Annotated in this window: 13 protein-coding genes; 4 read left to right on the forward strand and 9 right to left on the reverse strand. The window is 40.5% G+C overall.

Features of this window, described 5'->3' with window-relative positions; all coding sequences use genetic code 11:
- The first annotated feature begins 36 nt into the window (after positions 1-36).
- Entirely contained in the window at positions 37-2898 is a 2862-nt protein-coding gene (locus ACE1CA_RS12715) for a glycoside hydrolase family 10-like protein (RefSeq protein ID WP_413279875.1), read from the forward strand.
- 319 nt (positions 2899-3217) lie between these two features.
- Here the strand turns inward: ACE1CA_RS12715 and ACE1CA_RS12720 are convergent, their stop codons facing one another.
- Positions 3218-5137 carry an ABC-F family ATP-binding cassette domain-containing protein gene (locus ACE1CA_RS12720; protein WP_413279874.1) on the reverse strand — a complete coding sequence of 640 codons (1920 nt, stop codon included), beginning with the start codon at positions 5135-5137 and terminating at the stop codon, positions 3218-3220.
- Between the two features lie 194 nt (positions 5138-5331).
- On the opposite strand from ACE1CA_RS12720, the gene ACE1CA_RS12725 reads away from it, so the two are divergent.
- Positions 5332-5847 (forward strand): GNAT family N-acetyltransferase, encoded by a 516-nt coding sequence (locus tag ACE1CA_RS12725; RefSeq protein ID WP_413279873.1) that lies wholly within the window; start codon positions 5332-5334, stop codon positions 5845-5847.
- Between the two features lie 100 nt (positions 5848-5947).
- On the opposite strand, the gene ACE1CA_RS12730 is transcribed toward ACE1CA_RS12725, so the two are convergent.
- Entirely contained in the window at positions 5948-6940 is a 993-nt protein-coding gene (locus tag ACE1CA_RS12730) for a pentapeptide repeat-containing protein (RefSeq protein ID WP_413279872.1), read from the reverse strand.
- A gap of 39 nt (positions 6941-6979) precedes the next feature.
- The gene (locus ACE1CA_RS12735; RefSeq protein WP_413279871.1) at positions 6980-7765 is read right to left on the reverse strand and encodes a hypothetical protein; all 786 of its coding nucleotides are present in this window, start codon (positions 7763-7765) and stop codon (positions 6980-6982) included.
- A gap of 340 nt (positions 7766-8105) precedes the next feature.
- Between ACE1CA_RS12735 and ACE1CA_RS12740 the strand changes: the two genes are divergently transcribed.
- Both ACE1CA_RS12740 and ACE1CA_RS12745 read left to right on the forward strand, forming a co-directional pair.
- The gene (locus ACE1CA_RS12740; protein WP_413279870.1) at positions 8106-8456 is read left to right on the forward strand and encodes a hypothetical protein; all 351 of its coding nucleotides are present in this window, start codon (positions 8106-8108) and stop codon (positions 8454-8456) included.
- Positions 8457-8736: 280 nt separating this feature from the next.
- Complete coding sequence (locus ACE1CA_RS12745) at positions 8737-8874, forward strand: hypothetical protein (protein WP_413279869.1); 138 nt, start codon at positions 8737-8739, stop codon at positions 8872-8874.
- A 174-nt stretch (positions 8875-9048) separates the two neighbouring features.
- Here the strand turns inward: ACE1CA_RS12745 and ACE1CA_RS12750 are convergent, their stop codons facing one another.
- The 6 genes from ACE1CA_RS12750 to ACE1CA_RS12775 form a co-directional block, all read right to left on the reverse strand.
- Positions 9049-11124 (reverse strand): cation:proton antiporter domain-containing protein, encoded by a 2076-nt coding sequence (locus tag ACE1CA_RS12750; RefSeq protein WP_413279868.1) that lies wholly within the window; start codon positions 11122-11124, stop codon positions 9049-9051.
- 296 nt (positions 11125-11420) lie between these two features.
- Complete coding sequence (locus tag ACE1CA_RS12755; RefSeq protein WP_413279867.1) at positions 11421-12065, reverse strand: hypothetical protein; 645 nt, start codon at positions 12063-12065, stop codon at positions 11421-11423.
- Between the two features lie 161 nt (positions 12066-12226).
- Entirely contained in the window at positions 12227-12424 is a 198-nt protein-coding gene (locus tag ACE1CA_RS12760) for an NAD(P)H dehydrogenase subunit NdhS (protein WP_413269242.1), read from the reverse strand.
- A 128-nt stretch (positions 12425-12552) separates the two neighbouring features.
- On the reverse strand, positions 12553-13968 hold the full coding sequence (gene rodA, locus ACE1CA_RS12765; protein WP_413279866.1) for a rod shape-determining protein RodA: 1416 nt from the start codon (positions 13966-13968) through the stop codon (positions 12553-12555).
- Positions 13969-14026: 58 nt separating this feature from the next.
- Entirely contained in the window at positions 14027-14167 is a 141-nt protein-coding gene (locus ACE1CA_RS12770; RefSeq protein WP_486517798.1) for a hypothetical protein, read from the reverse strand.
- A 13-nt stretch (positions 14168-14180) separates the two neighbouring features.
- Positions 14181-15275, reverse strand: coding sequence for an Mrp/NBP35 family ATP-binding protein (locus tag ACE1CA_RS12775; protein WP_413279865.1), 1095 nt, complete (start codon positions 15273-15275; stop codon positions 14181-14183).
- Positions 15276-15344: the final 69 nt, after the last annotated feature.

A 15344-nucleotide genomic window follows, 5' to 3' on the forward strand; every position in this document is an offset into this window, starting at 1 on the left:
CTGATTTAGTGTGAGGAGTTAAGTGTGAGGAAAAGTGTGAGGAAAACTGTTGCCTTCTGCCTGGTGCCTTCTGCCTTTTGCCTTTTCTCTTCTGCTGCTTTGGCGGAAGGGGTTACTTTGGGTGTGGTGCGTAGTGGGGATAATGTGACGCAATGGATGGGTATTACTAATCGGTTGAATCAGAGTGGTGTGGCTTATTGTGTGGTGGATTTGCAAAGCGTACAGAAAGCGGCTGATTTGACGGGTACGAAGGTGTTATTTTTGCCGAATGTGGAAAGTTTAACACCGCAACAGGCGATCGCACTTACCGAATGGATTAAAAAAGGCGGTCGCTTAATTGTTAGTGGGCCAGCAGGTAATCTTTCTGCGCCAGAAGTGCGCCAAATGTTGCGGGGTGTTTTGGGCGCTTATTGGGCTTTTCCTCTCTCGGAACCTTCAACGTTGAAACCTAACAAAACAGGTAATCAGCAAAAAGAAGGGGAATCTTCGCTGCGGGGTACGGTTCACGGAGGAGTAGTGATTCCCACAGCAATTAGTAGTCAAACTGCTGCTACTTGGTCGGTTAAGGATAGTCCTCCAGCGGTGGTGAATACTAACCAAACGACTTTTCTCGGTTGGCGTTGGGGTGTGGATGCGGTGGCAAATGTTCAAACAGATTTAGCTTGGCTGAAATCAGCCCTCGATCGCTACGGAGTTAAATCTGCAACTACGGTATCTGTGTCCGCTGTCGGAAATTGCGTTGCCCCTGATGCTGTGCCTGTTGCCGTTGCCCCTGTGATGCAGAGTGTGGGAACTGGGGAGCAGAGAGTTCCAGCAGAGGGGCAGGGGGGCAGAGGAGCAGAGGAGCGAAGGAGCAGAGGGGCAGAGGGGCGAAGGAGCAGAAGGGCAGAGGGGCGGAGAGGCGGAGGACAGGAGGTGTCTGCTGTGTCTCCAGTAATTCGTCCCCAATTCCCAGTCCCCAGTCCCCAGTCCCCAGTCCCCAGTCCCCAGTCCCCAATCCCCAGTCCCCAATCCCCAGCGCCCGACCCTACGGAAAGGGTAGCTACGGCAAGTATTCGGGTTGTGCCTGGGGGGGAGGTGATTACGCCGCAGGAGGCGATCGCCATGCGTCAAGACTTAGAAAATTTAATTGGTAGGGTGGAAAGTGCTTTATTAACTGCAAATGTAGCTAATAATTCAGTGCGAATTGCAGAGAGACAGCGGGGTAGAGAAGCAGAGGAAGAAGCTAGGAAAGAAACTTCTGCAAATGCTGTTACAGTCGCTACTACTAGTTTCAATACTAATCAATTATCAGCAGCAAATACGCTACAACAAGCGCGAGAAGTTTTGCAATCTTTGCCCCAATTAATTGCTAATAGAGATTACGCTAATGCGCGGAGTCAATGGTTAAAAACTCGGCAAGATTTGTGGAATTTGTACCCGCTCGATCGCTTGGTGGAAAATTCGGAAATTCGGGCAATTTGGTTAGACCGAGGTACTATTGTACAAGCTGGTTCGGAACAGGGTTTGGCTAAGATTTTCGATCGTTTAGCACAAGCAGGAATTAATACAGTTTTCTTTGAAACTGTTAATGCTGGTTATCCGATTTATCCTAGTAAAGTCGCGCCGGAACAAAACCCTTTAACTAAAGGTTGGGACCCGTTAGAGGCAGCGGTAAAATTAGCTCATGAACGGGGAATGGAGTTGCACGCTTGGGTGTGGACTTTTGCGATCGGAAATCAACGCCATAATACGATTCTAAATCAACCGCAAGACTATCTTGGCCCAGTATTAACAGCCCATCCAGATTGGGCAAATTACGATAATCGAGGTAACATTATTCCTCTGGAACAAACTAAGCCATTTTTAGATCATGCAAATCCCGAAGCAAGGCGTTATTTACTCAGTTTATTTGAGGAAATTGTTAGTCGTTACAAAGTAGACGGATTGCAATTAGATTACATTCGTTACCCCTTTCAAGACCCGAAAAGGGGTTTAATTTATGGTTATGGAAGTGCGGCGCGACAGCAATTTCAACAATTAACTGGTGTCGATCCGATCGCTATTTCTCCTAATAGTCCTCTTTGGCAAAAATGGACTGAGTTTCGCACCGAACAAGTTAATTCTTTTGTGGCGGAAGTTGCTCAATTGGTGCGAAAAAAACGGTCTAATTTAATTTTATCGGTTGCGGTTTTTGGTTATCCAGAAACCCAAAGAATTGAAATGTTGCAACAAAATTGGGAAGTTTGGGCGAGGCGAAGTGATGTAGATTTAGTGTTACTAATGGCTTATGCTCAAGATACTAATCGTTTTCAAGAATTGACGCAACCTTGGTTAACGAATGATAGTTTAGGTGCAACTTTAGTTTTACCGGGAATTTTACTTGTGAATTTACCAGAATTGAGTGCGATCGATCAAATTCAATTCATCAGAGATTCCCCAAATGGTGGTTATGCTTTGTTTGCAATGGAGCATTTTAGTAATGGTTTACAGAGTATTTTTAATCGTACCCAAGGGACAAGAAGACGGGATAGTAAAGAACCCTTTCCATTACGAAAACCTTTTGCAGCAGCAGCAAATCGATTGACAATTCTTCAACAGGAATGGAACTTTTTGTTAAGTTCAAATCAACTGTTGATGTCGCCAACCGATCGATCGCAATATGACACCCAAAGTGCGGAACTTGTAAAAGTATTCAATCGTTTAGCAGAAAAACCAAATGCTAGTAATTTTGATACAGCGAAGAAAGCTTTAACACTTTTTCGCTTTCAATTTAGTGGTTGGATGCGATTACATTCGATGAAGAATACTTATCAGGTACAAACTTGGAATAATCGTTTAGCTAGTTTGGAAAGGTTGCTGAATTATGGGGAAAGAATTGTTTTGAAAAGGTCAACTTCTAATACTGTTCAACGTTAATTAATAAGATTTTTTTGAACCACGTTCGCGTAGCACGTAAGACACGAAGGAAACGAAGAGAAGGAGAAGAGTTATTTCATGATTCATTTAGGACTGTTACATATTTGAGCTCAGATCTTGCACTCAAAGGAGGTAGAACCTCCCAGATCCTCGTTCCCAGGTTCAACCTGGGAACGAAAAATGGAGGCTCTGCCTCTTAGTGCAAGATCTGAGTTGATTTTCTTCTGCTTCTTTCTTCTTTTTTCTTCGTGTTCTTCGTGTCTTACGTGCTACGCACACGCTACGCGAACGCGGTTCAAAAAAAGCCTTATACCAACAATTAACTCGCTCTTTCTGCTAATTCTAACCATCTTTCAGTCGCAGAATCGATCGCTTCCGTCAACTCTGCCAATTTATCAGTTAATTTTTGTAATTCACTAAAATCACTGGGAGGATTATTGTAGAGAATTTTCTCAACTGCTTCTTTTTCCGCTTCCATTTCAGGAATTTTGTTTTCTAATTCTTCGTATTCCCGCTTCTCTTTAAAAGAAAGTTTGCGGGGTCGATCGGATTTGGGAGTTTCGGTTTTAGGTTTTTGATTGTTAGATGCGGAAACTTCTTTAGATTTTTTGGTTTCTTTTTCTTCGGTTTCTGCGGCAGCTTTATAATCTAAATAAACCGAATAATTTCCGGGATATTGACGTAAAATTCCTCCATCCTCAAAAGCAAAAATTACATCAACAGTGCGATCGAGAAAATAGCGATCGTGCGACACCACAATTACACAACCATTAAAATCTTCCAAATACTCTTCCAAAACTCCTAAAGTTTGCACATCTAGATCGTTTGTTGGTTCATCTAAAATCAATACATTTGGCGCACTCATCAACACTTTAAGTAAAAACAATCTCCGTCTTTCCCCACCAGAAAGTTTACTAATTGGCGCATATTGTTGATTTGGCGGAAACAGAAATCTTTCTAACATTTGCGAAGCAGTTATTACACTTCCGTCGGAAGTTTCTACCAGTTCGGCTATATTTTTCAAGTAATCAATTACTCGTTGATTTTCGTTTATATTTACATCATCCGAGTGTTGATCGAAATAACCAATATGAATCGTCGAACCAATTTCCACAGTTCCCGAATCCGGCTGCACTTTTCCGGTAATAATATTCATTAACGTGGATTTTCCCGCACCGTTGCTACCAATAATACCGATGCGATCTTCGGGATTAAAACTATAGGTAAAATCCTTAATTAAAGTGCGATCGCCATAAGCTTTGCAAACTTCTTTTAGTTCAATTACTTTCTTGCCAATGCGTCGTCCAACAGTAGAAATTTCCACTTTTCCTTGCACTTGTTTGAACTCTTGCGCTTGCATTTCTCGAACGCGATCGATCCGCGCTTTTTGCTTAGTACTGCGTGCTTTTGGCCCTCTTTTCAACCATTCTAATTCTCGGCGCAAAACTCCGGCGTGTTTGCGTTGACTACTAATAGCTGATTCCTCAGATTCCGCCTTTTTCTCTAAATAATAAGCGTAGTTACCAGAATAAGTGTAAAGGTCGGCGCGATCGATCTCAATAATTCGATTAGTAACTTTATCCAAAAAATAGCGATCGTGCGTAATCAACAACAAAGCACCACGAAATCGATTCAAATAACTCTGTAACCACTCCACCGAAAGCGCATCTAAATGGTTCGTCGGTTCATCCATTAATAATACATCAGGTTCAGATAAAAGCGCCGTTGCTAAAGCAATTCTTTTCCGATAACCGCCAGACAAATCACCAATTTTGGCATTAAAATCTTCAATTCCCAACTTACTTAAAATCACTTTCGCATTCGTTTCCAATTCCCACGCACCCACCTCTTCCATGCGTTGCGAAACACTAGACAAACGCGACATTAATTTATCATGATCTCCCTGTCCATGAGCTAATTTCTCGGAAATTTCTTCATATTCCCGCACTAACGCCATTTTTTCGCCACTATCAGCAAAAATCTGCTCTAAAACCGTGTGATTTTCATCTAAATTTGGTTGTTGAGGTAGGTAGACAATTTTCGATCCAGAGTTAACCCAAATTTCGCCCCCGTCAATTGGTTCTAAACCTGCGATCATTTTCAATAAAGTAGATTTTCCCGAACCATTAGTGCCAATTAGCCCAACTTTATCACCCTCATCTAAACTAAAACTGGCATCTTTGAGAATTTCCTTAATGCCGAAGTCTTTTTTTAGCGATCGCAAAGAAAAAATAGTCATAATTCCCAGCTTGTCCACCAATAACCTAGTGTAACGCTCTCCCAGACTTCTGTGTTACCAAACTATCATCAAAAATCATCTGCGTTTATCTGCGTTCATCTGCTTTCATCTGCGTTAAAAAAAAGACTTCGCAATTTTCCAGTTTATTCAAATTAGCAACTTGATGGATAATATAATGATTTATGGAGGTTAAAGTGATTATCAGAAACGAAAGAGATACAGATATTGAAGTAATTACAGAAGTTACAATAGCCGCTTTTAAAAATCATCCGATTAGCAACCATACGGATCAATTTATCATACACGCCTTGCGTGCTGCTGGTGTGCTGACTATCTCTCTGGTTGCGGAGATCGATCGAAAAGTCGTAGGACATATTGCTTTTTCACCAGTAACAATATCAGATGGTACCGCAGGTTGGTATGGACTCGGCCCAATTTCAGTATTGCCAGATTATCAAAAGCAGGGGATTGGGAAAACGCTGATCAATGAAGGTTTGTCTTTGTTAAAAGATATGGGAGCCCAAGGTTGTGCCCTTGTAGGAGATCCGAATTATTACAAGCGTTTTGGTTTCAAGAATTATCCAGAGTTGATTCATGAAGGAATTCCCCAAGAGTTTTTCCTGATTTTGCCCTTTACCCAAAAAATTCCCCAGGGAGTTATTGTGTTTCATGATGGCTTTAAGGCGACTAATTATTCCCCAGTTGTATAAGTATAAACTCGTTCTTCAGTTATATAATAAGCATCAAAGCTGACAAAGTAGCAACTTCATCAGCTTGAGAAACAAAACAAATTTCAATTAAAAAATTCCTTTATTCATGAATTGAACCATCAGGCATAGTAGCACCTTCTAAATCTGCACCCATTAAATTAGCACTACTCAATTCTGCTCTAGTAAAATTCGCCTTTCGCAAATTCGCACCAGAAAAGTCAGCCCTTGCCAAATAAGCTTCAATTAATTCCGCTTCAGATAAGTTCGCTTCCCGGAAATCTACCCGACTTAAATCAACTTTAATTAATCTCGCCCGACTCAAATTTGCCCTACTCATTTTCGCCTTACTCATCTTCGCATCTGTCAGCAAAGAACCTTGTAAGTCTGCATTTGTCAAATCTGCATCAGCTAAATTTGCCCGTTCTAATTTGGTATTTCGCAGATAAGCACCAGCTAAATTTGCCCCATTCAAATTGGCATCGCTGAGATAAGAATTACCTAATTTTGCCCCAGCTAAATTAGCGCCACTTAAATCTGCATCCCGTAAAGTTGTTTCCGTTAAATTAGCGCCACTCAAATCTACTTTCGCTAAATTTGCTCCCGTTAAATTCGCACCTCGTAAATCAGCTTTGTGTAAATTTGCGCCGAGTAAATTCGCCGTGTAAATTCTCTTTTCTTCTCGGAAATTTGCTCCCCGCAAGCAAGCACCTGTGAGATTAGCACCACTTAAGTTAGTTCCCCGCAAATCTGCATCCATTAAATTAGCATCTAAAAGATTGGCTAAGGTAATATCTGCACTGCGTAAATCAGCACCTTTTAAACTAGCACCATGTAAATCAGCATTGTGTAAATTAGCAGCAGTTAAATTTGCCTGATTTAAGTTTGCACCATCCAGTTTTGCTCGAATCAAATTTGCTTTGCGTAAATGCGCCCGACTGAGGTAAGAAAAGATTAAGTTTGCCCCATTTAAATCTGCACCCGTGAGAGTTATGCCAATCAAATCTGCATTAAAAAGATTGACACCACGCAAATTAATTCCCACAAAATTTGTTTCACCTGCGGCATAACGTTTTAACAGTTCATTAGGATTCATATTGGTTGGTGTAATTGTGAATCTAAATTTTTTCAGGTTTTAAGATTGGCGAATTTGACAAGTTTCTTCGCCATCATCTTCTTCATTCTTTGCACCTGTAATTTCGCCATCAAAATTCATGACAAAATTTTCTGGTTGATATTGATCTGATTCCCGGTTAGCATAGTGGCGTTTCATTGCTTGATAAACTGCCCCTGCTGCTTGTGTATATTCATCTGTTGGTTCTAAAGTTTTCGCTACTGTTTGCAAGCGATATTCCAAGTCTTTTAAAGTTTTGCATCTGTCAAATAATTTGTGCATTAAATCGTCTAATTCTTTGCTTTTTAAGCTTAACCAATCTTGGGAACTAAAGTCGAAGGTATGATAAGCGATCGAATATGCCAATATTTTCACCCGCAGTGGATTAGTATATTTCATAATCTCCACTCGCAACTCGAAAGGATCGTAAGTTATTGGCGTTTCATCCCATCCCAAATTAGGTTTGTATTCCAATGATTGTGGCACAACTATTTGTTGCGTGGCTTCCTCTTGCTCTGGATAAAGCCTCGTCATCTGTTCTACAATGGCATCAGCTACTAAAGCATATTCCATTGGTTTATTCAAAGTTTTGACAATTTTATCTAAGGAAAAATTCAAATAATCTAAAGTTGGATTGGCTATTTGCAATTCTTGAATTAGTTCTTTTAATTTTATGCTATTTAACTTATTAACATCATTTTCCCACTTACTTTTACAAATTGCATAAAGGAGTTTTCTAATACGTAAAGAATTTTCATGCGCTTCTAAGTTTTTTACGACTTCATCAAGCAAGGATAAAGCTTTCATTATTGCTACCACACTCAACTATTGAGATTGAGAAAGTCTTGAGTCTATTTTATTACGATCGGACCATCCTAGAGTCTGTACAGATGTTCTATTTCCCTAACAAAATCTAGCAATCTCCTGTAAAGTCAGTAGACCGCGACTTCTTATAGATTACCTCACACAGTTACCAGACTACCTCATCTTGATAAAGATTTTATCAACTAGTTGTCAAAATTGTAGAAAAATTTATATTTTGCCATCCCACTAGGGATATATTTGTATCCGCCTTTGGGTATACTTAGCAGAACGGCAAATTTTCAACAAACAAGCTTACGCTCAATAACTCCAAGGTGTTGTTAACATGAATTATTTCCAGTTAGACGAAGAAATTTCTAAGTTGACTATGGCGATGATGACTCGCCGCCGAGAGATTATTTCTGACTTGATTGAGAGTTTAAAAGCACAACTATCTCAAGAAGAGGTAGCTGGCGTAGTGTTAGTGAGTATGGAACGTTTGTTATGGTGTGATATGGATTTGTTTTTCTGGTGTGCAGAAAATTTAATTCCGACTGAGATTAAAAGGGAAATTCAGAGAATAATAGCCATAACTAACTATAAACAGTTAATTGCTAAGGGTTTAATTCCCGGACAAGATTTTAGTATAGACGGAGACGGGAAATTGTTACAAAATCCCTCTCGCCGTACTCATTAAGCTATCACCCATCTGAATTACTTATTGAGGTAGCAGGGGAGAGGATTAAGGCAATTTTCTCCTCTAATTGCATAATTTAGAACATCGCAATTCCTTATTAGTTAATTGCCGTTAGCGATCGCACTGGTGCTTTCCCCATCAATTTGTTCTACTTAATACAATTATCACAAAATTTAAGCCAACTCAACCAAAAATAGAGTATAAATCACTAGAAATCAGTAGATAAAAAGATGGAAATTGAGGGAATATTAGAAATAGCATAATGTTCAGGAGGCCAATTATGGCACCATACATTTCCTTCGCTTCCGCACTGCAAACATTCGCACTGAGCTATCTAGTTTCTGTTGTACTAGTAATAGCCCTCTCTTATATCGGTTGGGTAATAATTGAAATTATGGAAGAATCCAACGAAATTTAAGCACCTAAATTCGCTCCTCCTTATCTAAAGCTCATATTGCTAAATTTATTGATTTGCCTGCTTAAATTTTGGCACAATTAATGTAGCATTAAATACAAAAATCCCCAAAATTGCTGTCAACTTAGTTAAATTTGACATTATCCGTTTTTTGTTTCTGATAACTTGTTGGTTAACTTAGTAAGAAACAACTTCCTGATAATTTTTTTGTGGTTCTCCCAACAACACGAATGAGCAATTAAGCTGTTGTACTATTTCGGTGGTAATATTACTCATTGCCAATCCTCCAGCAGTGCGTTGCCGTTCCGATCGCAAAACCACTAAATCCGAATGTTGAGAGGCAATCAGTACTCCTTTTACGATATCGTCATTAGCAACGACCTTAACATCAGTATTAGTTCCAGACATCCATTTTTCAGCTAACAGATTCATCTGGGAAGTTGTCCAAGCAATTTTATTATTAGAGGTGCGGCGATCGCAAACATTTAACAAAGTTACTTGCGCTTGATTCGCATCTGCTAAAATCTTGGTAAATCTTATCAACCTAACAGCTTGATTAGTAAAATTTTCCATCGGCACTAAAATTCTCTGTAATTTATTAGGTGAATCAAGCAACCGAGTAATTGCCACCGGACAATGAGAAGCCCATAAAACCCCATCAATTACATTGCCAAATAAACGTGCTCGAAAACTAGTACGATTACTCCAACCCATGACAATTAAATTAGCATTCTTTTCCCGACTAGCACGACTAATTCCTTGAGCAACAGCATCATCAATGCGTAATATTGCTTCCGCGTCTACACCCAAGTCTCGACTAATTTCCATAGCTCGATCGAGTAACATTTGATTTCGTCTTACAGCATCATCTAACTCAGAAGCATCCAAGTGCGCGTGAGCTTGCGGAATAGCTAATGGCATAATTCTTCCATTTTCATGCTTTGCCAATATTGCCGCCATTTCAATCAGAAACCTTTCCGTTTGTGGATTCCTTACTGACACTACTACGGTAAAAAGAGAGCTATCTTTTCGGTCTGTTTCTGTTTCCGTTTTCGGTTGAGCAGGTGCAACCTGAGTTTCTTTTAAACGCAAACCCGGAGCAACTTTACTAGTAATTAATGGCCCCAAAGTAGCGGTTACTAACATTAATACTAGCACACTATTTAATACTCCTTCATTCAGTATTCCTGCCCGAAAACCCACCAATGTTGCGGCTAAAGTTGCCGCAACTTGAGGCATAGATAATGACCACATAGTTAATAATTCTTGGTTGTTGTAGCGGTACGATAATTTAGCGAACAAAGCAGCTAAAAATTTACTCGTAATTAACCCAACAACAATTGCCAATGTCAACCAAATTGATGATAAACTTTTCAGAAAACCAGGAATATCAATTAGTAATCCCATATCCACAAAGAAAATGGGAATAAATAGGACACTACCAACAAATATTACCTTTTCTTTGACTGGCCCATCTCCGATCGCATCATTCACTGCCAAACCTGCCAAGAAAGCCCCAACAATTTTTTCTACTCCTATTAATTCCGCACCCAAAGCAGCCAGAAATACTGCTAACAACACAAATAAAAATTGATTACCTTGATCGTCACCTGTACGCCGGAAAAATTGCCTACCTGCCCAATCAAAACCAAAAAGGACGATCGCAGAATAAACAATTAACATCCCCAACAAAGTGAATAAACTAGTTAAAGAAAACTCTCCTTTATGAATAGCAATACAAACAGCTAATACTAATAAAGCACCAATATCAGTAAAAATTGTCGCCCCAATTGTCACTGTAACCGCTTCATTTCCCACTACCCCAAGACGGCTAACAATTGGATAAGCCAAAAGTGTATGAGAAGCAAACAAAGAACCAATTAAAATTGACGCATTCCAGTCAAAACCAAAAACCCGTCCCACAGTTGTTCCAAAAATTAGCGGCACTATAAAAGTAAAAGTGCCAAAACCTGCGGAACGATATTTAGTTTTGCGGAACTGTTCCATATCAACTTCTAAACCTGCAACAAACATCAGGTAAACTAACCCAATGTCTGAGAGTAATTCCATCGTTGGTTGTTTAGTTTCCAGTATTTTTAAAGCATTTGGGCCAAGGAGCACACCTGCTGCTAATAAACCAACTAATCCCGGCAATCGCAATTTTTCAAATAAGGGAGGTACAGTGAGAATTACAGCCAACAAAATCGCAAATGGCACTATTGGCTGCTCAAATACGTGCAAAATTGATTCCATAATGTAGCAGGTTAAATAAAATACTTTTTGGCTAATTTTAAGATGATTAATGATTGCCCTGGCTAATTCAACGAGGGCTTTGACTTTTCAACTTCAGGATTATTCATTCAACTTATTAGCAGGTTAATCAGGTACTTGCCAAGATAATTTAACCACATAATAAATAGTTAGTCTATTAGTCTCTGGATAGATTTAGATTTACGTCTTTAGGTGAAGCAACAATTATCAATTAGATTTTTATCTCAAATTCAATTGTTGTTAAAGTTACAGTTATCCCGATCGAGCCAGATACTTTACTACAAATGGATTTGACTTAAAATAACTCTTAAGCGATCGTAATCATCTCTAAGTAGCGTACTTAAATAACGTCCAGCCTTAACCAACCAAGTGCGATCGCCCTTTCTTAACTGATAAATTTCCCGAATTGCCGCCGCACAAAGAGCATCTACAGGCGCTTGCGGTACTTGTAAAAGCATTCGTAAAAAATCAAACTCTTCACTAAATACAATTATTTCTTCTGATTCGCAAAAATAAACAGCTTGGTGAATTTGGGGAGGACGGGGAGGAATATGTTGATAAAAACTTTGTGGTTTTTCAGAAGTTTTGTAACCCACAATCGCAGCGCGAAACTCCGTTTTTAACATCGCAAAAATTTGCGGTTGTTCTTCCCTTAACTCAGCCAAAGACATTCCCAAAGCACGGGCGCGATGTACAGAATCGATCGGAGAAGTAGTAGCATGATAAACCACAGCATAAATCAGATTACCTGACTCTTCATCGAGCGATCGAACCCAACTCCCAAAAGGCGGCATCGCCGGAAAACTCAAAGTTTCTGGTTCCAAACATTGAGCCAAAAACTCCGAAGTAGCAGTTTCTATCACCTCAGCAAAATGATTTGGGTGGCGAGTTACACCAGAAAATTGTGGTAAAGGAAGACGCATAAATTTAGTTAGTTGGTAGTTGGTAATTGGTAGTTGGTAATAGGCAATTTAATTATTTATTAAATCAAATTACTAGTTATAAGATTAAGGCTGGTAGTAGATAGTAAATAATAGTAATCCCACTACCCACTACCCACTACCCACCACCCACTACCAATTACTTACTTGCCCTTTTTCTTACCAGCAGTTGTATCTACCAATTCCAATTCAGAAAGGCGGAAAGTGATTAACTTATCCCAATTACCACCTTCAAACAAAACAGCTGCCTTACCATCAGTAACTCGTTGCACTAATCCTTGAAAACCATAATAAGTATCATTGACATTCTTCACACGCACAGCCGATCCGGGCAAAAACATGATTATCTCCTCAGTAATTGCTTCATTATTAGCTTACTATCAATCCGTCAAAGGCAGTGGAGACGGAGAGCAGGGGAGTGGAGGAGCACAGAAGAAATAAATTGTCCCCTTGTCCCGTCCCCAATCCCCTAAAACTTAAGTCGCTGTCGATAATTTGCTATCGATTGTACCAGTCCGATCGAAATAAAATTAGTTAACATAGCCGATCGCCCATAACTCACCCAAGGCAAAGGAATCCCCGTCACAGGTGCCATACCAATAGTCATACCAATATTGACAATCACCTGAAACACAATCATTGCCAACACACCAATCACTAACAGAGAACCAAAATTACTCTTAGAACTCTCAGCAATCATCACCAAACGCAGACAGAAGAACCAAAAAATCAGCAAAACCACAATACAACCCACAAAACCCAATTCCTCACCAACTACTGAGAAAATAAAATCCGTATGTTGCTCAGGAACAAAATTTCCCTGAGTTTGAGTTCCATGATATAAACCCCTGCCCCAAAGTTCACCAGAACCAATAGCAATCCGAGATTGAATCAAGTGATATCCCGAACCTAAAGGATCGTGTTCCGGGTTCAAAAAGGTAATAATGCGATTTTTTTGATAATCCTTCAATAAACCCCAGAAAATATGCCCAGCTTCACCACCGATTAAATTAATTGCTACAGCACCCACAGCACCCCTGACAGGCCAAGGTAGAGTTTTCCAGCCTACCACTGCCATTAATGCCGACCAAGCGCACCATCCCGGTAAGAAAACATTAAACAAAATTGCCGAAACCAGAGGAGAACTGAGCAACAGCAACCAACCTGGATTCACATTAGCCCAGTAGAGCATTCCCAGAGTAATTGCCCCAAAAACCAAAGAAGTTCCTAAATCTGGTTGTAAAAAGACTAAAGCCCAAGGAATAGCTGTAATTGCCAAAGACCGCGCTAAAGAACCCATAGTCGCAGAATTTTTCGCACTTAAGAGTACTGCTAGGGTAATGATTAGAGATAACTTAGCAAATTCTGAAGGCTGAACGTTGAAGGAACCAATAGCAATCCAGCGTTGAGCACCTTTAGCACTTGTACCAGCAATCATTACAAGTACTAGAGACACATTGCTAATGGCGAAGATCACCCAATGCCATTTAATCAAGTTTTCATAACGCCAGCGAGCGCATAACAGCATTAAGCATAAACCGACAACAGCAATGAGAATGTGTTCCGCCCATTTGGGAGCCTCTAAAAAGGCTTTCAGGAAAATCAAACCAAAAGCTAGACCACCAATCAACCATTGTTGCCAATATTCATGAGCAACGTATAGTGCAATTACAACTAATGCCACCAGCACAGTTGCTAAAATACTGCAAGGAAAAATCCAAGGCTTCCACCATTCGGGCTTAATTTGATTTAGTTCTGTACTACGGATCATGATGCCGCCTAAAATGGAAAGTCCCAGAGGTATTAGAAATACCCAAATATCGGCTTGTTGCCAAGGTGAGATCAGGGACTTCCAACGAAATGTTTTGATTGACTTTAACATCATGATTTTTTAGATTTATACTCCAGGGAAAAGAGCAATTTTAGATTTCAAGTTCTAAATTTTAAACGGAAATGCTATAAAGTTTTGGTTTTCCTTGGAGACTGCTGGGGGACAAGGGGACAAGGAGACAAGGAGAAAATTGATTTCTTCTACACTCCCCATCTCCCCATCTCCCCATCTCCCCATCCCCCCATCTCCCCATCCCCCCATCTCCCCTAAGCTAAGGCAGCAATGGAAACTTTGGCGGCTATTTGTTGGGCAATCTGGGTTAAGGCTTTAGCAGAGGCAGAATCTGGGTCGGCAGCCACAATAGGTATACCTCGATCGCCACTTTCACGCAAGGCTATTTCCAAAGGTATACAACCGAGTAAGCTGACACCTAATTCCGCTGCGGTTTTTTCACCACCACCTGAGCCAAAAATGTCATACTGGCGATCGCGTAGCGTGCCGTTAGGCGTATCGGGCAAATCGGGCGGAATAAAATAACTCATGTTTTCCACAATGCCCAAAACTGGCACTCCCATCTGCTGGAACATCTTTAACCCTTTGCGGGAGTCCAACAAAGCTACATTTTGCGGCGTAGTCACAATCACAGCCCCCGCCATTGGTACAGCTTGCACTAAAGTTAATTGAGCATCCCCAGTTCCCGGAGGCATATCCACAATTAAATAATCCAGTTCGCCCCATTCCACTTGGTAAAGAAACTGTCGGATAATACCATTGAGCATTGGGCCACGCCAAATCACAGGTTGGTCTTTATCAATTAAAAAGCCCATTGAAACCATTTTTACGCCATGATTAAAAGCTGGTTCCAAAATTTCCCCTTGAGGAGTTTGCCGTACCACTACCCTTGCCTCGGAAAGCCCTAGCATTGTGGGAACATTTGGGCCATAAATATCGGCATCTATCATCCCCACTTTCGCACCAGCTTGCGCCAAAGCGACCGCGACATTTACGGCGACGGTGCTTTTGCCTACGCCACCTTTACCACTGGAAACGGCTAAAATATTTTTAACCCCAGCGATTCCTGTACGGTCTGGGAGAGATTTTTGCTGAGGTGTTTCTGCTGTCACATCAACTTTTACATCTGTCACGCCAGGTAATTTTTTCACTGCCTTTTGGCAATCTTCCACAATAAACTCGCGCAAAGGGCAAGCAGGAGTCGTCAACACAAGAGTAAAACTGACATTGCCAGCATCAACCTTGACGTTGCGAATCATATTTAATTCCACTAAACTTTTGCGAAGTTCCGGGTCTTGGACTGGTCGCAATACTTCTAAAATTGTGCTGACTTCGAGAATGTCTGACATTAGTGTTCTCCCCTTGTTTTTAGGGGTGATTTGAGGTTAATTCTTATAAAATCTTAACTAATGGTGGTC

This window comes from Floridaenema evergladense BLCC-F167 (assembly GCF_041929205.2).
Taxonomy (GTDB): Bacteria; Cyanobacteriota; Cyanobacteriia; order Cyanobacteriales; family Aerosakkonemataceae; genus Floridanema; species Floridanema evergladense.

Coding starts and splice junctions, on each gene's coding strand:
- ACE1CA_RS12720 (WP_413279874.1), bottom strand. CDS start 5,137: ATGACTATTTTTTCTTTGCGATCGCTAAAAAAAGACTTCGGCATTAAG.
- ACE1CA_RS12730 (WP_413279872.1), bottom strand. CDS start 6,940: ATGAATCCTAATGAACTGTTAAAACGTTATGCCGCAGGTGAAACAAAT.
- ACE1CA_RS12735 (WP_413279871.1), bottom strand. CDS start 7,765: ATGAAAGCTTTATCCTTGCTTGATGAAGTCGTAAAAAACTTAGAAGCG.
- ACE1CA_RS12740 (WP_413279870.1), top strand. CDS start 8,106: ATGAATTATTTCCAGTTAGACGAAGAAATTTCTAAGTTGACTATGGCG.
- ACE1CA_RS12745 (WP_413279869.1), top strand. CDS start 8,737: ATGGCACCATACATTTCCTTCGCTTCCGCACTGCAAACATTCGCACTG.
- ACE1CA_RS12750 (WP_413279868.1), bottom strand. CDS start 11,124: ATGGAATCAATTTTGCACGTATTTGAGCAGCCAATAGTGCCATTTGCG.
- ACE1CA_RS12755 (WP_413279867.1), bottom strand. CDS start 12,065: ATGCGTCTTCCTTTACCACAATTTTCTGGTGTAACTCGCCACCCAAAT.
- ACE1CA_RS12760 (WP_413269242.1), bottom strand. CDS start 12,424: ATGTTTTTGCCCGGATCGGCTGTGCGTGTGAAGAATGTCAATGATACT.
- rodA (WP_413279866.1), bottom strand. CDS start 13,968: ATGATGTTAAAGTCAATCAAAACATTTCGTTGGAAGTCCCTGATCTCA.
- ACE1CA_RS12770 (WP_486517798.1), bottom strand. CDS start 14,167: ATGGGGAGATGGGGGGATGGGGAGATGGGGAGATGGGGAGATGGGGAG.
- ACE1CA_RS12775 (WP_413279865.1), bottom strand. CDS start 15,275: ATGTCAGACATTCTCGAAGTCAGCACAATTTTAGAAGTATTGCGACCA.